16 protein-coding genes are annotated in these 19,141 nt (G+C 62.3%); 11 read left to right on the top strand and 5 right to left on the bottom strand.

From position 1 onward, the window contains the following. Nucleotides 1-17: 17 nt before the first annotated feature. The 3 genes from QNI87_RS00685 to QNI87_RS00675 are packed head-to-tail and all read left to right on the top strand — an operon-like array spanning nucleotide 18 to nucleotide 2,004. Nucleotides 18-830 carry an SDR family NAD(P)-dependent oxidoreductase gene (locus tag QNI87_RS00685; RefSeq protein WP_300592588.1) on the top strand — a complete coding sequence of 271 codons (813 nt, stop codon included), beginning with the start codon at nucleotides 18-20 and terminating at the stop codon, nucleotides 828-830. Nucleotides 831-850: 20 nt separating this feature from the next. Then, nucleotides 851-1,738 carry an alpha/beta hydrolase gene (locus QNI87_RS00680; RefSeq protein WP_300592586.1) on the top strand — a complete coding sequence of 296 codons (888 nt, stop codon included), beginning with the start codon at nucleotides 851-853 and terminating at the stop codon, nucleotides 1,736-1,738. 38 nt (nucleotides 1,739-1,776) lie between these two features. Next, nucleotides 1,777-2,004, top strand: coding sequence for an amphi-Trp domain-containing protein (locus QNI87_RS00675; protein WP_300592583.1), 228 nt, complete (start codon nucleotides 1,777-1,779; stop codon nucleotides 2,002-2,004). 188 nt (nucleotides 2,005-2,192) lie between these two features. On the opposite strand, the gene QNI87_RS00670 is transcribed toward QNI87_RS00675, so the two are convergent. Further along, the gene (locus tag QNI87_RS00670) at nucleotides 2,193-3,290 is read right to left on the bottom strand and encodes a DUF2332 domain-containing protein (protein WP_300592581.1); all 1,098 of its coding nucleotides are present in this window, start codon (nucleotides 3,288-3,290) and stop codon (nucleotides 2,193-2,195) included. Nucleotides 3,291-3,331: 41 nt separating this feature from the next. On the opposite strand from QNI87_RS00670, the gene hisG reads away from it, so the two are divergent. From hisG to QNI87_RS00640, 6 genes are all read left to right on the top strand, one after another. Next, the gene (gene hisG / locus QNI87_RS00665) at nucleotides 3,332-4,030 is read left to right on the top strand and encodes an ATP phosphoribosyltransferase (protein WP_300592578.1); all 699 of its coding nucleotides are present in this window, start codon (nucleotides 3,332-3,334) and stop codon (nucleotides 4,028-4,030) included. Then, entirely contained in the window at nucleotides 4,030-5,328 is a 1,299-nt protein-coding gene (gene hisD, locus QNI87_RS00660; RefSeq protein WP_300592575.1) for a histidinol dehydrogenase, read from the top strand. Before hisG ends, hisD begins: the two co-directional genes overlap by 1 nt. Further along, entirely contained in the window at nucleotides 5,325-5,807 is a 483-nt protein-coding gene (nusB, locus tag QNI87_RS00655) for a transcription antitermination factor NusB (RefSeq protein ID WP_300592572.1), read from the top strand. Before hisD ends, nusB begins: the two co-directional genes overlap by 4 nt. A gap of 102 nt (nucleotides 5,808-5,909) precedes the next feature. Further along, a complete protein-coding gene (gene thiL / locus QNI87_RS00650) occupies nucleotides 5,910-6,767 on the top strand; it encodes a thiamine-phosphate kinase (RefSeq protein ID WP_300592569.1) in 858 nt (285 codons plus the stop codon). A gap of 198 nt (nucleotides 6,768-6,965) precedes the next feature. Next, on the top strand, nucleotides 6,966-9,077 hold the full coding sequence (locus QNI87_RS00645) for a sodium-translocating pyrophosphatase (protein ID WP_300592566.1): 2,112 nt from the start codon (nucleotides 6,966-6,968) through the stop codon (nucleotides 9,075-9,077). A gap of 142 nt (nucleotides 9,078-9,219) precedes the next feature. Then, a complete protein-coding gene (locus tag QNI87_RS00640; RefSeq protein ID WP_300592563.1) occupies nucleotides 9,220-10,149 on the top strand; it encodes an acyl-CoA thioesterase domain-containing protein in 930 nt (309 codons plus the stop codon). A 12-nt stretch (nucleotides 10,150-10,161) separates the two neighbouring features. Here QNI87_RS00640 and QNI87_RS00635 read toward each other — a convergent pair whose 3' ends face one another. Continuing rightward, nucleotides 10,162-10,980, bottom strand: a complete 819-nt coding sequence (locus QNI87_RS00635; protein ID WP_300592560.1) for a universal stress protein — start codon at nucleotides 10,978-10,980, stop codon at nucleotides 10,162-10,164. Nucleotides 10,981-11,121: 141 nt separating this feature from the next. Here QNI87_RS00635 and QNI87_RS00630 point away from each other — a divergent pair, with 141 nt between their 5' ends. Together QNI87_RS00630 and QNI87_RS00625 are read left to right on the top strand one after the other, a co-directional pair. Beyond that, nucleotides 11,122-12,621: a carotenoid oxygenase family protein gene (locus tag QNI87_RS00630; RefSeq protein ID WP_300592558.1), complete on the top strand. Its 1,500-nt coding sequence runs from the start codon at nucleotides 11,122-11,124 to the stop codon at nucleotides 12,619-12,621. Between the two features lie 599 nt (nucleotides 12,622-13,220). Next, nucleotides 13,221-13,826: a superoxide dismutase gene (locus QNI87_RS00625; RefSeq protein ID WP_300592555.1), complete on the top strand. Its 606-nt coding sequence runs from the start codon at nucleotides 13,221-13,223 to the stop codon at nucleotides 13,824-13,826. Between the two features lie 100 nt (nucleotides 13,827-13,926). On the opposite strand, the gene QNI87_RS00620 is transcribed toward QNI87_RS00625, so the two are convergent. From QNI87_RS00620 to uvrC, 3 genes are all read right to left on the bottom strand, one after another. Continuing rightward, nucleotides 13,927-14,370, bottom strand: a complete 444-nt coding sequence (locus QNI87_RS00620; protein WP_300592552.1) for a MarR family transcriptional regulator — start codon at nucleotides 14,368-14,370, stop codon at nucleotides 13,927-13,929. A 287-nt stretch (nucleotides 14,371-14,657) separates the two neighbouring features. Continuing rightward, complete coding sequence (locus tag QNI87_RS00615; protein WP_300592549.1) at nucleotides 14,658-16,976, bottom strand: EAL domain-containing protein; 2,319 nt, start codon at nucleotides 16,974-16,976, stop codon at nucleotides 14,658-14,660. 152 nt (nucleotides 16,977-17,128) lie between these two features. Beyond that, entirely contained in the window at nucleotides 17,129-19,096 is a 1,968-nt protein-coding gene (gene uvrC / locus QNI87_RS00610; protein ID WP_300595269.1) for an excinuclease ABC subunit UvrC, read from the bottom strand. Between the last annotated feature and the right edge of the window lie 45 nt (nucleotides 19,097-19,141).

Below are 19,141 nucleotides of genomic sequence, written 5' to 3'. Positions count from 1 at the left end.
AGGGAGAGGGATCGGAAATGGATTACACGAACAAGGTGGCGTGGATCACCGGAGCGTCTTCGGGCATCGGCGCAGCGCTGGCGCGCGATTTTGCGAGCCGAGGCGGTCATGTGGTGCTTTCGGGCCGGGATGAAGACCGGCTCGCGCAGGTTGCCGGGGATTGCGGCGAATCGCTGATCCTCCCCTTCGACGTTCGCGACGACGATGCGCTCGCGGACGCCGCTGAGAAAGCAATTGCGTGGAAGGGCGGCGTCGACCTGGCGGTCGCCAATGCCGGCGTTTCGCAGCGCAGCCGGGCGCTCCAGACCGATATGCAGGTCTATCGCGATATCATCGCTATCGACCTCACCGCACAGATCGCGTTCTCGCAGGCAATCATCGGCCACATGGCGCAGCGCGGATCTGGCGCGCTTGCGTTCATTTCGTCGATCGCCGGGAAGGTCGGCGTGCCGATGCGCACCGCCTATTGCGCCGCCAAATTCGGTCTGGCCGGCTACGCGGACGCCTTGCGCGGAGAGCTGTCGATCAACGGCGTCGATGTTCATGTGATCTATCCCGGCTCGGTCGCCACCAATGTGAGCCGCAACGCTCTCAATGCGGACGGAAGCGCGCGCGGAGTGTCGGACAAGGCCATCGATGAGGGCATCCCCCCCGATGACGCGGCCAAGACGATGCTCGACGCTATCGCCAAGGGCGACCGCGAAATCATCGTCGCCGAGGGTTTCGAGCTGTCGATGGGCGAAATGCGCCGCACGCCCGATGCGCTGTTCGATCAGGTCGCTGCGATGGTGGCGAGCGGTTACATGGACAAGATGGAAGCGCAAAGCTGAGCCCAAGAGAGCCAAGCCCCATGGAACAAAAACGCGTTCACCTTGCCAATGGCATCCACCTGATGTGCGTCGATGAAGGCCCGGTCGATGCGCCGGTTCTGATCTTCCTGCACGGCTTTCCCGAAAGCCACCGCACCTGGCGCCATCAGATCCGGCACTTCAAGGACCGGTACCGGTGCATCGCGCCTGATCAGCGCGGCTATCGCCAGTCGTCCAAGCCACAGGATGTCGAGGCCTACACGCCCAACAAGCTGATCGGCGATATCTTCCTGCTCGCTGACGCGCTGGGGATCGCGCAGTTCACGATCGTGGGCCACGACTGGGGCGGCGCGATCGCCTGGGGCGTGGCGCTGGCGGGCCAGCACGCGCGCGTGACCCAGGCGATCATCGCCAACGCGCCGCACCCGGCGATCTTCCAGAAACTGCTCTACACGCATCCCCGCCAGCGCGAGGCCAGCCAGTATATTCGCGGTTTTCGCGACACCGCGAACGATCCGTTGATCAAGGATCGCGGTCTGACGGGCCTGATGCAGAAGGAAGTCAAGTGGGACAAACCAAGCGCAATGGAGCCCGAGGAGCGCGCCGAACTGCTGCGCGACTGGCAGAACCGCGACGCGGCGTTCGGCATGATCAACTATTACCGCGCCAGCCCGATGGTGGTGCCCACCATGGACGAGCCGTTCGAGGTGCCCGCCGATTACACGCCGCTCGATCTTCCCAAGCTGACCATTCCCACCCTTGTCATTTGGGCGCTGGATGACCTTGCCCTGCCGTCGGAGAACCTGGAGGGGCTGGACGAGATCATCGATCCGCTCACCATCGTCAAAGTACCCGATTGCGGGCACTTCGTCCCGTGGGAGGCTCCCGACGCGGTGAACGCTGCGATGGACCAATTCCTGCAATCTTAGTCGACTAGACGGGCGTCCCATATTCGAGGAGTCGCCCCATGACCGATACGAGCCGAGACGTCACCAAGACCTATTCGAGAGACCAGAACATCGCCAAGCTGGAGCGGCTGGTCGAAGCCCTGCGCGAGAACAAGGCTTTCGAAATACAGGTGGCGGGAGAGCGTCTTTGCGTTCCGGCAGGCACTGAGTTTTCGATCGAGCACGAGCAGGAGGGGCCGATGCACGAGCTCGAGTTCCAATTTCGCTGGCGCACCGATGAAAATTAGTGTAAAGCTCTGAAAGAAAAGGAGTTTTGCTATGGTATATCATATCTGTCTGAGCACGTGCGAATGCGGCTGCACCGATTGCGTATCCGGCAGCGGCTGCTGCGATTGCGGCTGCACGGGTTGTAACTGAACGACCCGGTAGCGCCGGGGGCGATCTTCCCGGACGCAGACGCGAGCGCCGCGCCGCCTTACCGCGCGGTCCATTCGACCCACGCGCCATGCGGGTGGGCGGTGGCCAGCAGCGCTTCCGCTTCCCCGCCGGGCCAATAGCGGACCTTCAGCTCGTGGCGATGAGTGTCGCGGTTGGCTTCGAGAGACACCCAGGCGAGCGGACTATCCGCGCGCGCTGCGGCCCCGGCCTGCGCGATGGCATCGGTGATCGCGCGCCGTTCATCGGCAGGAATGTATTGCCAGACCACTGAATGAAACAGCATTCGGGTCGTACCACTTTCGACCTCGTCCGAAAGCGCCTTCTCCACAAAGTCACCCGCGGGCAATCGATCTATGTGTGGGGGATATCGATGCGCCAATTCGATCGCCCCGTCCATACGCGCAAAGCGCTCCGTCAGTTCCGGCCAGACAAACGCCTTGAGCCGGAGCGCCTGCTCCCCATCGGTAAGGTCAATCGGTGCCACATCGCAGCCCGTGATCGACACAATCCGCACCGGATGATCCGGCGGGGCACCCCCGCGCCATTCGGGCGCAAGGGCAATCGGGCTTTCAGCCGGGCCCAACGTCACGCCACCCAGATCGAAGGCGAAGCGCTCCATCATCAGGTTGATCCCAGCGCTTGATCCAATTTCGTGCATGGCGAAGCGGCTAGGCAGGCCCTGGTCGGCAAGCCAGAGCATTGCTGCGGCAAAACCCCAGGATCGCCCCGCTTCATTGGTCTGCGGCGGCCCATCGAGCCAGGGATGCAGGTCCGCCTCGTGGCGCTCCAGAGCGTCCGCAATCCTTGCCGTCGCGTCGAGCGGGCCCGCTCCAGCATAGATCGGAGCGAGCGACGGCTCTTTTCCAGACAGGTGTAAGGCGTGGATGCCGCCGACGACCCGCAATGGTAGCGCGTCGGCCAGCGCAGGCCCTTCCCAGGCGCGTACCGCCTCCATGACAGCTCCACCACGATCGGTATCGAGCAATTCGAGCAAGGCGAAACATACAGTCGCGGTGTTGGGGGCGAGATTGTCGCGGCAATAGGCGACCTGGTTCGCGAAGGCGCGTCGCACCGCATCCGGCCCCTTCGCCAGCGGGTCGATCAGTTGGTACTGCGGTTTCTCGATTCCCATCATCGTTGCCCTTTGCGCAGCGAGCCCCTAAGTGCGCTCCCGCAATGACCTCCACGCACACCGTTCATAACCCGTCGCAGCTGACCTTTGCTGTGCCCAAGGGGCGCATCCTTGACGAAGCGCTGCCCGTGATGGCGCGCGCGGGCGTGGTGCCTGAGGATGGCTTTTTCGACAAGACCAACCGCGCGCTCTCTTTCGATACGACCCGCGAGGACATGCGCCTTATCCGCGTGCGCGCCTTCGATGTGGCGACCTTTGTCGCGCACGGCGCCGCGCAGGTCGGCATTGTGGGTTCGGACGTCATCGAGGAATTTGACTACGCCGATCTCTACGCGCCTGTAGACCTCGATATCGGCCATTGCCGTTTGTCGGTCGCTCGGCTCGCAGGGGATAACGCCGATGAGACCGCCGCCAGCCACCTTCGCGTCGCGACCAAATACCCCAACCTCACCCGCCGCCATTTCGAGCGGCAAGGCGTGCAAGCGGAGTGCGTCAAATTGAACGGGGCGATGGAGCTTGCGCCGCTTCTGGGCCTGGCGCGCCAGATCGTCGATCTCGTCTCCACCGGTCGCACGCTCGAACAGAACGGGCTTGTCGAAACCAGTCGTATCCTCGACATTTCGGCGCGGCTGATCGTCAACCGCGCCGCGCTCAAGACCGATCCGCGGATCGCCGCGCTAGTATCCGCCTTTCGGGAAGACGCCGAAAAGCGCGCAAAGAGCGCCACGAAGGATGCGGCCTGATGCACACGCTTTCCACCCTCGATCCCGATTTCGAAACGCGCTTTTCCCGGATCGTCAACGCCCGGCGCGAGGCGGACAGCAATGTTGCCGGACAAGTCTCCTCGATCCTCGCCGATGTGAAGGGAACAGGCGACAAGGCTCTGGTGGACCTGACGCAGCGGTTTGACGGTTACGCTCTGGTCGAGGACGCGGACTGGGTCGTCACGAAAGAGCGCATGGCGCAGGCCTATAGCGAGATCGATCAAGACCTTCGCGACGCGCTTGAACTCGCGGCTGCGCGCGTGCGCGCCTATCACGAAGCGCAAGTGCCCGATGACCGCGACTACACCGACGCCGTGGGCGCGCGCCTCGGCGCGATCTGGCGTCCGGTCGACGCGGCGGGGCTCTATGTGCCCGGCGGGCGCGCGGCCTACCCCTCCTCGCTCCTGATGAACGCAATCCCTGCGCGCGTGGCGGGGGTTGAGCGGGTGGTGGTGGTGACGCCCACGCCCAAGGGCAATTCGAACCCGATTGTGCTTGCCGCCGCGCATATCGCCGGGATCGACGAGATGTGGCGCGTTGGCGGCGCTCAGGCGATCGGAGCGCTTGCCTATGGGACCGAGCGCATAAAGCCGGTCGATGTAATCACCGGACCGGGCAACGCCTATGTCGCCGAAGCCAAGCGCCAGCTTTATGGCGTCGTTGGCATCGATATGGTGGCCGGGCCGTCCGAAATCCTTGTGGTCGCCGATGGCGAGAACGATCCCGACTGGACTGCCGCGGACCTGCTGAGCCAAGCCGAGCACGACCCGACCTCGCAGAGCGTCCTCATCACCGATGACGAAGGCTATGCGCGCCAAGTGGAAGACGCGGTTGATGTCCTGCTCGCGACCCTTGAAACAGGAAAGCGCGCCAGGGAGAGCTGGGACTCACACGGCGCGATCATCGTGGTCAACGATCTCGCCGCCGAAGCCCCGCCGCTGGCCAACCGCCTCGCCGCCGAGCATGTCGAGCTCGCGGTCGATGCAGGGTTGGCGGAACAGCTGCTCAAGGATATCCGGCACGCGGGCAGCGTGTTTCTCGGGCGACTGACACCCGAGGCGGTTGGCGATTATGTAGCCGGGCCCAATCATGTCCTGCCGACCGGCCGCCGGGCGCGCTTTTCGAGCGGACTTTCGGTGCTCGATTTCATGAAGCGCACCAGCTTTCTCGCCCTGGATCAGAACGCGCTGGAGGCGATCGGCCCGGCCGCTGCGGCGCTGGCCCACGCCGAAGGTCTGCCCGCCCACGCCAAGTCGGTGGAAGTGCGGCTCAAATGAGCACGCCTCCCAAAACCACTCCTCCGCGGTCTCAGGCTCGGTCCACCGCGCGTCTCGCTGCGGTCCAGGCTCTTTACCAACAGCAGATGGAGGGCACCGCGCTTGGTGTCTTGCTCAACGAATTCCACCAGCACCGGTTGGGCCGCGAAATCGACGATGAGGACCATGGCGAGGCAACCTATGCCGAAGCCGAAGTCGAGTTCTTCGACGATCTGGTGCGCGGGGTGGCCGCAAGGCGCGAGGAGATCGACGAGCTGCTGAGCGCGCGGCTTGCCGCAGGCTGGACGCTTGCACGGCTGGACAAGACGATGCTGCAGGTTCTGCGCGCCGGCGCGTATGAGCTGATTGCGCGCGCTGACGTGCCGCAAGCCGCCGCCATCAGCGAATATGTCGATGTGGCCAAGGCCTTCTTCGATGACCGCGAAGCCAAGTTTGTGAACGGCGTTCTCGACGCCGTGGCCAAAGAGGCTCGCGCCTGACAGCCCCTTAGACCTTGGTCCAATGGCCGATGCGCGCGCTTTATTAGCGCCGCGCTTCGTTCTACAAAGCTTCCCGAGGGATCAGCGGGATGACTGGGATTTATGAACGAGCTTGAGTTTCTCGCGGGGCTGCGCGCCATGCCGCTACACCCCGGCGCGCGCGGGCTTGTGGATGATTGCGCGGTGATCGAATTCGGGTCGGAAACGCTGATCCTCACGCATGACATGATGGCCGAGGGTACTCATTTCGAGCCCAAGGCGAGCATGGCCGATGTGGCCTGGAAACTGGTGGCCATGAACCTGTCGGATCTGGCTTCGAAAGGCGCCGAGCCGGTTGGCGCGCTCGTTGGCGTGTCGCTCGGGCGCGATGATGCGGGTTTCCTGAGTGGCCTGCGCGAGGCTCTGTCTGTCTACAACGTGCCTCTGCTGGGCGGCGACACGATTGCCGCGACCGGGCCGAGCACGTTCGGGATCACCGCCGTGGGGCGAGCGACCCACAAGCCCGTGCCTTCCCGCAAGGGATCGAAGGCGGGCGATGCCCTTTATGTCACCGGTATAGTCGGCCGCGCCATGCTTGGTTTTGAAGGCCATCCACAGCATCTCGATGCGTTCAATCGGCCGCAGCCGCGCCTTGGTGAAGGCCGCAGCTTAGCGCCGCTCGCCAGCGCGATGATGGATATCTCCGACGGGTTGCTGCTCGATGGGTGGCGCATGGCCAGCGCGAGCGCGGTAACTTTCCGGCTCAATCCTGAGACGATTCCGGTGGCCGACACCGCGCGTATGGATGAATGCCTGCGCTGGGGCGATGATTACGAGCTGCTCTTCACCGCCGACCCCAACCGCGACCTGCCAGTCCCCGCCACCCGGATCGGCACGGTCGAGCCCGAGGCCAACGCGCCAATTTTCCTTGGCGGCACCGCGCTCACCGAGCCCGGTTCGCTGGGTTATCGACACGGCTGACGCCCAGCGCGTCCCGAAAAGGCGCAAAAAGCGCGGAAAAAGGGGAGCTGGAGTGCCTTTTGGCTATTGCCAGCCCTTTGCAACACCCTAAGGTCTCGCCCACGCGCTCCGTGGGATCGGGCTGAGGGACAAATTGGCGCGGCGCCTCGGGGAGCCTTCCAAAAAAGTTGCAAGAATTGTGAAAGAGGGGATCAATTCGTGAATCTGATACTGATTTCGATCGGTTTGGGCTTGCTGGCCGTTGTCTACGGCCTCATCACCAGCCGGCAAGTCCTGAGCGCGAGCGCGGGCAACGCCAAGATGCAGGAAATCGCGGGCGCCATTCAGGAAGGCGCGCAGGCCTATCTCAACCGCCAGTACACCACGATCGGTATGGTCGGCGTGGTCGCCGCGATCATTGTCGGCGTCGCGCTTGGGCTGGTTCCGGCGGTCGGCTTTATCATCGGCGCGGTTCTGTCGGGCGTAGCCGGTTACATCGGGATGAACATCTCCGTCCGCTCAAACGTGCGCACCGCTGCGGCGGCGGAACAAGGCCTGCAACAAGGTCTCACAATCGCTTTTCGCGCGGGCGCTATCACCGGCATGCTGGTGGCGGGCCTCGCGCTTTTGGCCATCGCTGTGTTCTTCTATGTCCTCGTCGGTCCCATGCAGCTGGCCGCCAACAGCCGCACGGTGATCGACGGGCTTGTCGGTCTTGCCTTTGGCGCGTCGCTGATCTCGATCTTTGCGCGTCTGGGCGGCGGTATCTTCACCAAGGCGGCGGACGTGGGCGCGGACCTTGTCGGTAAGGTCGAGGCCAGCATCCCCGAGGATGATCCGCGCAACCCCGCAACCATCGCCGACAATGTCGGCGACAATGTTGGCGACTGCGCCGGGATGGCGGCGGACCTGTTCGAAACCTACGTCGTGACCGTTGGCGCCACCATGGTTTTGACCGCGCTGCTTTTCTCCGAAACGCTGGGCGACCTGCTGCTTCCCATGATGGCGCTTCCGCTCCTGATCGGCGGCGCGTGCATCGTCACCTCGATCATCGGCACCTACTTCGTGCGTCTGGGTTCGGGCACCAACGTCATGGGTGCGATGTACAAGGGCTTCGTCGTCACCGCCGTTCTGGCGGTCCCGCTGATCTATCTTGTGACGCAATACGCGCTGGGCGATATGAACACGGTTCTTGGAGCCGGACCCAGCGGCGTTGAGTTCAGCGGCATGGATCTGTTCTTGTGCTCGCTGATCGGCCTCGTGCTGACCGGCATCATCATCTGGATCACCGAGTACTACACCGGCACGAACTTTCGCCCGGTGCGTTCGATCGCCAAGGCTTCCGAAACGGGCCACGGCACGAATGTGATTCAGGGTCTCGCGATCAGCCTTGAATCGACCGCTTTGCCGACCATCGTGATCATCGCGGCGATCATCGGCGCCTATCAGCTCGCTGGCCTTATCGGTCTGGCTTATGGCGCGACCGCGATGCTGGCTCTCGCGGGCATGGTCGTCGCGCTCGACGCCTATGGTCCTGTGACCGACAACGCGGGCGGCATTGCCGAAATGTCCGAACTGGATGAGAGCGTGCGGGAAAAGACCGATCTGCTCGACGCGGTCGGCAACACCACCAAAGCGGTGACCAAAGGTTACGCCATCGGTTCGGCAGGACTGGCTGCCCTGGTCCTATTTGCCGCCTACACCGCCGACCTTCGCGAGTTTTTCCCAGATGCCAACGTCGATTTCGGCCTTGAGAACCCCTACGTCATCGTCGGCCTGTTGCTCGGCGCGCTCTTGCCTTACCTCTTCGGAGCGATGGGCATGACCGCCGTAGGCCGCGCCGCTGGCGACGTGGTGGTGGACGTGCGCGACCAGTTCGCGGGCGATCCGGGCATCATGGCCGGAACCAGCCGCCCGAACTACGCGCGCACGGTGGACCTGGTGACCAAGGCCGCGATCAAGGAGATGATCGTGCCGTCGCTGCTGCCGGTGCTCGCGCCCATTGTGACCTACTTTGTCATCTACGGGCTCGCTGGCCAGGACAACGCTTTCGCCGCGCTTGGCGCGCTGCTGCTGGGCGTGATTGTCGGCGGCTTGTTCGTCGCGCTGTCCATGACCGCGGGCGGCGGCGCTTGGGACAACGCGAAGAAGTACATCGAAGACGGCAATCACGGCGGCAAGGGCTCGGACGCCCACAAGGCGGCTGTCACCGGTGACACGGTGGGTGACCCCTACAAGGACACCGCCGGTCCGGCTGTGAACCCGATGATCAAGATCACCAACATCGTCGCGCTGCTGCTGCTCGCGGCGCTGGCGGGCGGCGCGCACTAGGCACCGCCTCCAAAAAGGGTGAGAAGAAAACCCCGCCGGGCCAGGCGCTCGGCGGGGTTTTTTATGCGCGGCTATCGGACACCCTTGAGAGCGCTGCGGGGAAGCTTGACGCCGCGAGCCCTCGTGCGCATGGGCTTCGCGCATGAGCGACACCCCAACTCCTGAAGAGCTGGTCGAAGGCCTTGTCCGACTGCTGACCGTCGAGAAGCGCGCATCCGACATCTATCGTGGCCGCCCGCAGAAGGGCGGTATGGGCCGCGTGTTCGGCGGGCAGGTGCTAGCCCAGGCGCTTCAGGCCGCCCAGGCGAGTATCCCTGAGACCAAGCAGGCGCATTCGCTGCACGCCTATTTCCTGCGCGGCGGTGTCGAAGGTCCGCCCATCGAATACCGGATCGAGCGCGATTTCGACGGGCGCAGCTTTGCCAACCGGCGCGTGGTCGCGGCGCAGGAAAGCGAGGACGGGAGTTTCAAGCCGATCCTGAACCTTACCGCGAGCTTTCAGGTCCCCGAGAAAGGCCTGGAGCATCTTGACGCGCCAATGCCGGACGTGACCGGGCCCGACGAGCTTAAATCGGACATGGAGATGCGCCGCGCCATGGTCGACAAGATGGGCGAACGCCTCAACGAGACACAGCGCGCGCTCATGCTGCGCCCGCGCCCGATCGAAATGCGGACCGTGGACCGGCTTCACTGGATGAACTCCGAACCCAAGGCGCCGCACGCGCACAGCTGGTTTCGCACCGCCGCGCCGATCACTGGCGAGGCGGACACGCCCGCTTTGCACCGCGCGCTGATCACTTACGCCAGCGACTATACCCTTCTTGGCACAAGCGCGCTTCCCCATGGGCTATCGTGGATGCGCGGCGAGCTTGTGGGCGCGAGCCTCGATCACGCCTTGTGGTTCCACGCCCAGGCGCGCGCGGATGAGTGGCTGCTCTACGTCACCGATAGCCCTTGGACTGGCGGCGGGCGCGGGTTCAATCGCGGGCGTATCTTCGATGCTCAAGGGCAACTCGTCGCCAGCGTCGCGCAGGAAGGCATGATGCGCAAACGCCGACGCAAGGATGGGTAACGCGCAGTCTCGTCAATGCGCCATGAATATTGGCAGATGCGGATCCGTCAGCGAGCGCCGTGTCACCCCGCCAAACAGCATTTCGGCAAGGCGTGAGTGGCCGTAAGCGCCCATCACAATCAGCCCACATTCACGCATTTGCGCTGCGGAAAACAGCGTGTCGGCGATCTTCGCATCGCCACGCGGCAGGCTGACGAGTTCGGCCTCCACCCCGTGACGGCTCAGATAGCGCGCGCCCTCGACCGGCGGAAAGTCGAAACGGTTCTTGTCGGAAACCTCTTCGACGCTCGCCAGATAGACAGCGTCCGACAAAGCGAGCAGCGGAAGCGCCTGGCGCAGCGCAACGCATGCTTCGGCCGAACCGTTCCAGGCGACCAGCACCGGAGCGGTGACATCGAAACCTTTCGAATCGCCGGGAACGACCAGGACGGGGACGGGCGCCTTTAGAGCGAGCGATCCCGCCATGTTGGAAGCCTGTCGCGTGCCGTCCGCGCCCACATCGTTGGGGCCAAGCACAATCACATCGTGCAGGGCGGATTGCTCAAGAAGCGCCGCTTCGGGCTGCGCGTTGGTGTAGTGCCAATCCCAGGAGACATCTTCATTGACGAGATGGCTTTCCAGCCGCGCGCGCAGCTGCTCGGCGGCTTCCTTGATCTGCGGGATCGCAGCGGCCATCGCCGAACCGTAGAAATCGCCCGGCGCAAAGACTTCGAAATTGACGGCCTGCAAGCAGGTGATGTGGCCCTTGGTCGCCCGCGCGATGTCGAGCGCGACCTGCAGGCGGGCCTCCATGCAGGAGTCTCCGGAGACGTGAAGTAGGATCGCTTTCATAGGATTGGTCCTCTTTCCCTTGATACGCCGTCAGTGTGTGCGGTTGACTAGGCCTGGTCTTTGATAATGGTCAAATTTTGGCGAGGGTTTTCCTGAAGGGGCCGGGACGGTATCCTGCGTGGCGGAGAGAGGGAGTCTCGCATGCAGATAACACGCCACAAGCCGGTCAAGACCAGCCTCAAGGCCAGCAACCACCCCTATCTGTCCGGCCCCTGGACGCCGGTTCATGAGGAAGTGGATGTGGACGAGCTGGACGTGATCGAGGGCGCGATCCCCGATGACATTGACGGTGTCTATCTGCGCAACACCGAAAACCCGGTGCATCAGCCGCTCGGACGTCACCATCCCTTCGATGGCGATGCGATGATACATCAGGTCAGCATATCAGGCGGCAAGGCAAGCTATCGCAATCGCTTCGTGTGCACGCACTGCTTCGCGGCCGAGCAGATCGCGGGCGAGAGCCTGTGGGGCGGGCTGATGGACCCGCATGGCACGTCAAAGCGGCCTGGATTCGGAGCGCATGGCGGCCTCAAAGACACAGGCTCGACCGATATAATCGTCCACGCCGGCATCGCCTACGCAACGCTCTATCAATGCGGAGAGGCGTGGATGATCGATCCCGTTACGCTCGACAATCTGGGCAAGGCGCCGTGGGGACCGCTCGATGGCGTTTCCGCGCATCCCAAGGTCGACGAAGCGACCGGGGAGCTGATGTTTTTCAACTACTCCAAGCATCCGCCCTACATGCATTACGGGGTGGTCGATCGCCGCGGAGCGCTTGCGCATTACGTGCCGATCCCCTTGCCCGGCCCGCGCCTCCCCCACGATATGGCGATCACCCGGAACTGGTCGATCCTCAACGACATGCCGCTCTTCTGGGATGAAAAACTGCTGGAGCGCAACATCCACGCCGCGCGCATCCATGAGGGCGTGCCGACGCGGTTTGCGCTGATCCCGCGCCATGGCCAACCTGAAGACATCCGCTGGTTCGAGGCCGCGCCGACCTATGTCCTCCACTGGACCAACGCCTATGAGGATGGCGATGAGGTGATCCTGGAGGGGTATTTCCAGGACAAGCCCATGCCCGACCCGATCGAGGAAGCGGGCGAGTACAGCCACATGATGGCCTATGTCGACGAACACTCCTTCCAGTGTCGCTTCCATCGCTGGCGCTTCAATCTGAAGACCGGCGAGACGCGCGAAGAGCGTCTGTCCGAACGGATTGTCGAATTCGGGATGATCAACCCCGATTTTCTGATGAAGTGCAACCGCTACACATGGTCGACCACCACCAAGCCAGGCTGGTTCCTGTTCAACGGCTATATCCGTCACGACACCGAGACAGGGGAAGAGCAAATCTACGAATTGCCCGAGGGCGTGTTCGCCAGCGAGAGCCCCGTCGTGCCCCGCAAGGACGGGAGGGCCGAGGATGACGCGTACCTTGTCACCTTTCTGATCGATGAGAACATCGGCGCATCGCAGCTCGCGATCCTCGATGCCAGCGATATCACCAAGGGCCCCATCGCGCGCGCGGCCCTGCCGCACAAGATCTCAAGCGGGGTGCACTCGACCTGGGTCCAGCACGATCAATTGCGCGCGGACGCGGCATTCAAACTCGAATCGCTGCGAGGTGTAGCGTAACGCGGGGAGGGCGTCGCCCACGGCAATAGGACGATCACTCGGCCGGGGACGCTTCATCCATGCCGTGGGGGTCAGGGTCTCGGGATCCTATTGAACTCTTGAAATGCGGTAGGAGCCGGGCCCAAATCATCCTGAAAACCAGCTTGCCCGCGACCAGGTCGCGATCCAAGTTGCCAAGGCGTCGGGCCCCGCTCGTCGCGCGCGACACACCGCGTAGTCCCACACGCCCATTCATGCTTATAGCGGCGACCTTTCGGACAAGAAGGCCGTATTCAGGATGGTCAATCAGAACAATGTCCCCGCGCTTGATACGCTTTGACTTCCGAAAGAGCGCAAAGCTCTTGTAAGGAAGATCGGGATCCATCGCGTGGTCCCGTATTCGTTTGATTTGCCACCCCCACATCGTTTCCTTCGATTAGCTAACTCTGTGCCGCTGGGCAAGGGCACAGCTCAATAAGTGACCGATAACGCACGCGAATAGCCTATCGCGATGTCTTGGCCCTCATTAGCGGGAACCCTCGGCGCAAAATTGCAACTTTTGTTTGCGACGCGCATTGCTAAGGGGAACCCACCAAGAGCAAACAGAGAGAGACGCAGTCATGGCTTTCAACCTCATCGATCTCCCCTACGCCGATCTTGACCCGGCTATTTCGGCAAAGACCCTGTCGTTTCACCACGGCAAGCACCACCAGACGTACATCGACAAAATGAACGCCGCGATTGACGGGACTGACCACGCCGACGCCGCGCTCGAGGCGATCGTCGTCGCCGCGCGCGGCAGCAATCAGGGGCTCTTCAACAACGCAGCCCAAACCTACAATCACGGCTTTTACTGGCTTTCGATGACCAACGAAGAGACCGCTCCTTCGGCCGAATTGGCCGCCAAGATCGAGGAAGCGTTCGGTTCGATGGATGAGCTCAAAGAGCAGCTTAAAGCCCGCGGCGCTGGTCACTTCGCGAGCGGCTGGGTCTGGCTGGCTGAGAAGGATGGCAAGCTCTCGATCGAAGAGACGCATGACGGCGACACGCTGGCCGACAGCGGCTTCAACCCGCTGCTTGTTATCGATGTCTGGGAACACGCCTACTACATCGATCACCAGAACAAGCGCCCCGCTTATCTCGACGCGGTGGTTGACGGGAAGCTCAACTGGGCGTTCGCAAGCGAGAACCTGGCGCGCGGCACGGCCTGGACCTACCCGAACTAGGCGGCTTTCGCCCCCCACATTACGGGCGAAGAGACACAGCCCCGCTGCGCCGTTATGGCCAGCGGGGCTTGTTCTTTCTGCGTTTGGACATCTTGAGGCCCTAGACGCGCTGGGAAGCCCATTCGACGAGACGGGCCAGATCATGACAGGCCTGCCGGGTTGATCGGGTCCGCTCCCCACCCCACCGCTCACTCAGCCGGTCGGTGGTCTCGAACAAGGAAACCGACGCATCGACAACAAGGCGGTGCGCCGCTTCTAGGGGTTCAACCCGTATGGCGCGACGATCAGCGGGATCTGGTCGGCGGGCGACGAGATGGCGGTCTTCCAATCGGTCGATCAGCGCGGTCACGCTCCCGCTTGTCAGTCCAAGCTCCTGCTGGATCGCGCGAGGCGAAAGACCCCCTGCTGCGACGAGCGCTTGCAGGCAACGCCAATCGCTGCGCCCGATCGAGCGCGCCGCGCTGACGGCGAAATCGTGCCGGTCGAGCGCCGTCTGCAGCGCGCGCATGGCGTCAAGGAGTTCGTTGGTCTGCGATTCGCCCACCTGGGAAATGTGTCCCTAAAGGCTTGATCATCAAGCTAGGTGAAACGCGTAAGGCGGTCCAGTTGGGGTTTCCCCCGGTCCTCCCACGACAACGGACTTCTCGAAAGCCTTTGAAAACACACGCTAAAACGAAAAAGGGCCCTGCAACGCAGGGCCCTTCTAATCGCTTTTCGGATCGATTTAACGGAAGATCCAGTCCCAGATTGAACGGCCCATGTCTAAACTCCTTTTGGGTTTAAATTCCCGCAAGGATTAGCTTAACCATTCCTGTTTGTAAAGTATTAACCCTAAGGCAATCTCCGCAATTGACTGGTCGCCTGAAGACGCAAGGTCTCGGTCAAGAGCGGCAGGGTCTGCGGGCGGGCGATGCAAAAACCTTGCGCAAGATCCCCGCCCATGTCGCGCAACACTTCGAAGGTTGCGAGGTGATCAACCCCCTCTACCACACTCCGAATGCCAAAGGCGCGCGAGAGCTCGAGCATGGAAGCCACCACCGCATTTGCTCGTGGGCAGCGCGTGACCTCGTTCGAGAACATGCGATCAATCTTCATCTCGTCGAAGGGCAGCCCGTAAAGCGCGTCAAGATTGCCGCTTCCAACACCGAAATCATCGATCGAGAACTCAACGCCAAACGCCTTGATCTCTTCCATGATCGAGCGCGCGCGCACCAGGTTCTCGACGCGCGCGGTCTCGGTGATTTCGATCATGATGTTTTCAGGATCGGCTCCGGTTGCGCTGAGCGCCATTTCGACAAGGTCGACGATCCGGCTGTCGACAAACTGTATTGCCGAGACGTTGACAGAGATTTTGGCCGGAAGGTTCTTGGCGGCGAGCGCGATGGAGGCTTTCATGCTCTTTTCCATCACCCGTTTTGTAAGATCGTCGAGGCGCCCCGCCCGCTCGCATTGAAGGATGAAACGAACCGGCGGGATTTCCCCGCGCTGTTGGTCTGTCCACCGAGCCAACGCCTCGGCGCCAACAAACAGGCCCGACTGCATATCGACCTTCGGCTGAAGCTTCACCGAAATCCGGTTTTCCGAAAGCGCGTTTTCCAGACGCGATTGCAGCGAGTGATCCCATTCCTCGCTGTCAGCCTGAAAGTCGGAGATGATAAACACGGGACGATAGGCTTCGCGAGCTTGGTCGGCTGCGGCGATCGCTGAACTGATGCGGTTTGAAACATCGCCGTTGAAAGACTGATCAACGCCAATCGTGATAGCCACATCGATTGGGGTGCCATCGACCATGACCGCCTGCGAGGCGATGGCGCGCAAGCCTTCCAAATGGCCCTGCAAATCGGCGTAGTCGGAACGCTTGAAGACCATACCGAGGTATTTTCCACCGTCGTGAAAGACGATGGCCCCGGTCTCGCCCAACGCCAGGCGGCTTGCGACCTGACGCAGATATTCGCCCTGCTCATTACCTTTGAGAGTTGCGAAGATCGCATCGAGTCTGGCGACCTTCGCGATAACGAGAACGTGCTCTTCCAGCAGGCCTTGCGCCTCAACATGACGTCGAAACGCGGTAAAATTGGGCAGACGGCTCTGAGCGTCAATGTAGAGATGGCGGCGCCGATAATTGGCCGAGGCCCGCATGAAGGCAAACACGATCGCGATCACAAAAGGATCAACCAACATGACCCTATGCCCAAGGATCGTCCCGAGACCGAATGCAACGGCGAACAGGCCCACCCAGGCAACGTAGCCAACACGCCGCCATCGCCGACTCAGAGGAGCGCACACCAGCAAGAGCAGTGCCGCGCCGAATATGGGGATTGCATACCTTGTCGAGATGAGAGAGCCCCCGCCACCCAGCGCGGTCTCAGCGGCAACGATATGGACGTAAGCGGAGGAAAAATTCAAATCCTGTCCGTCTGGCGCTTTCAACACACGTTCGTCGCCGGCAAGCGCGGCGATGACGACCTGTTTTCCGCTTACCTGCTCGATCGCGGATTCTTTGCCGGCTGCGAGATCGGAAATCTGGACGACAGGCAGCGCCGCCGCCTTGAGCGAGTAATCGAGATAGATCGCACCGTGCGTGCGCTGTTTCTCAGCAAGCACCGTCCAGAGCGCTGGGTGGCTCTCACTTCCTGAGCCGTAGGTCGGCTCTATCGACCAAACAAAGTCGAGAAAGTCAGTCTCCAGATCGCTGCTTACGATCGGTGCGACGTTGCCGAAGATGCCCGCATTTTGGTGGCGTACGCCAGAGACGTAAGCGCCGTCGCCGACCGGTGTGGCGATCAGCGCACGATCACGCATGGCGAGGATCGCAGCACGAAGCCCATCGTCGATCACAGGATCGTTGCTCTTGCGCAGCGGAGTGTCGATGACAATCCGATGGGCGTCCGAATTCTGAAGCTGCTCCAGTGCCTCGCGCAAAAGAGTGTTGGTTACAATCACCGAGTTTTGCGCGACACCATCGTCGTCTTTCACAAGGACGATCGACCCGCTCGGTTCGTAAGATGTGAGCTTTGTTTGCGTCGACCAAAGCGCAACATCGAGCGGCCGCAAAAGTGTCAGGAGCGCAAAAAGAACCGCCAGCGCGATAGCGACGGCGCAGTGACGCACCCGCGGCGTCGCGAAGGTCTTGCGAACTAGATCAAACAAAGCGCGTTCCTCAACACCAGCATGGGATATCGGAGTAAGGTAAATATCAGGTGTGGAAACAGACCGTTCAAATCGCTCGGTTTTCGGGGGATTCTACGGAGGCTCGTCGCAAATGGATCGCGCAATAAGGTGGATCAGTCGCTTGAAAGCGACTAGCCGCCCGCATGGTAAAAGTCGTAAATCTGGCGCGCCACCTTTTCGCTCACCCCCGGCGCGCGTTGCAGGTCTTCGAGAGCGGCGGCGCGCACCTTGCTGGCTGTGCCGAAATGCAAGAGCAGCGCGCGTTTGCGGGCCGGGCCGATGCCGGGGATCTCATCCAGCGGGCTTGCCGTGATCGCCTTGGAGCGCTTGGCGCGATGCGCGCCGATGACATAGCGATGGACCTCATCGCGCAGGCGCTGGGCGTAGAAGAGGACCGGCGAGTTGGTGGGAAGCGTCTTTTCGCGCCCGTCCGGAAAGTGGAACACCTCTCGTCCTTCGCGCCCGTGATGCGGGCCTTTGGCGATGCCGATGACGGCAAACTCATCCGCCAGACCATACTCTTCCAGCACGTTCATCACGCTGGAGACCTGTCCCTTGCCCCCGTCGATCAGGAGCAGATCCGGCAGGATGGTCTCGTGCCCCTTCTTGCCCGAGCCCGGCTCAGCGGGCTCGACGCCCTCCGCGAACTTGCGGAAACGCCGTTGCATCACCTCGCGCATCATCCCGAAATCGTCGTCCGACTGCGCTTCGCGAATGTTGAACTTGCGATATTGCGACTTCTCGAAACCATCAGGGCTGGCGACCACCATCGCGCCCACCGCCTTGGCGCCCTGAATATGGCTGTTGTCGTACACCTCGATCCGTTCGGGCGGCTCGTCCAGTTCGAGGAACTCGGCGAGTTCCCGGTTGACCTTGGCCTTGGTGCCCTTCTCTGCGAGCCGCCGCTCCAACGCTTCGACGGCGTTGCGCTCGGCTTGCTGCAGCAGTTTGCGCCGGTCGCCGCGCTGCGGGATCGCGATGACGACCTTCTTTCCCGCAAGTTCCGACAAGGCCGCTTCGATCAGGGCGCTTTCGGGCAGCTCCCGATCAACCAGCACGGTGGGCGGCGGCGGCACTTCTTCGTAGAACTGCAGCATGACGTCGGCGAGCACCTGCCCCTCGTCCACGTCCTTGGTGTGGCTCGGAAAGAACGCGCGGTGCCCCCAGTTCTGCCCGCCGCGAATGAAGAAGGCCTGGACGCCGACATGGCCGCCCTTGCTGGCGAGCGCGAACACATCCGCATCGCCGACGGTGCGCGCATTGATCGCCTGCGAGCCTTGAATGAAGGTCGCCGCGCGCAAGCGATCGCGCAGGATCGCGGCGGTTTCGAAATCGAGCTCTTCGGCCGCCTTCGCCATCTGCTTTTCGAGGTCAGCCTGCACCTGACTGGACCTGCCCGCGAGGAAGTCCTTCGCCTGTTTGACAAGCGCGTCATAGCCCTCCTCATCAATCCGCCCGACGCACGGAGCCGAGCAGCGCTTGATCTGGTAAAGCAGGCAGGGCCGGTCACGATTGTTGAAAAAGCTATCCGTACAAGACCTTAGAAGGAAGAGCTTCTGCAGGGCGTTAAGCGTGGTGTTGACGCTCCCGGCGCTCGCGAACGGCCCGTAGTAATTGCCCTTCGCCCGACGCGCGCCGCGATGCTTGTGGATGCGGGGAAACTCGTGATCGGCGCGCAACAGAATGAACGGAAAGCTTTTATCATCGCGCAACAACACGTTGAAAGGCGGACGAAAGCGCTTGATCAGTTGCGCCTCCAGCAGCAGCGCTTCGGCCTCGGAATTCGTCGTCACGATTTCCATCGAGCGGCACTGCGAGACCATACGCTCAAGCCGGGTCGTGAGCTGATTGACCTGAGTGTAATTCGCCACCCGCGCCTTAAGGCTGCGCGCCTTGCCAACATAGAGCACATCGCCCCGTGCATCACACATCCGGTAGACACCCGGAACGGGTTTTAGCGTGGCGAGCGTGTTACGGATCGCCTCCACGCCCGCTTCGAGATTGGGCTGCGCGGACGCGACGGTGTAGGCCGCGCGGCTCTCGTTGAACCGCTCGGCCCCGCGTGGGTCGTGGGGGGAGCCTGCCTCAGCTTTCGACATGCCTTCCAGATAGGGATTGCGAGGGTGCGTTGGCAATCCGCGCGC

Origin of the sequence: Erythrobacter sp. (assembly GCF_030066995.1) — a bacterium.
Classification (GTDB): Bacteria; Pseudomonadota; Alphaproteobacteria; order Sphingomonadales; family Sphingomonadaceae; genus Erythrobacter.
Note: the sequence above shows the minus strand (reverse complement) of the source record. Positions and strands in the feature narration are given on the sequence as shown.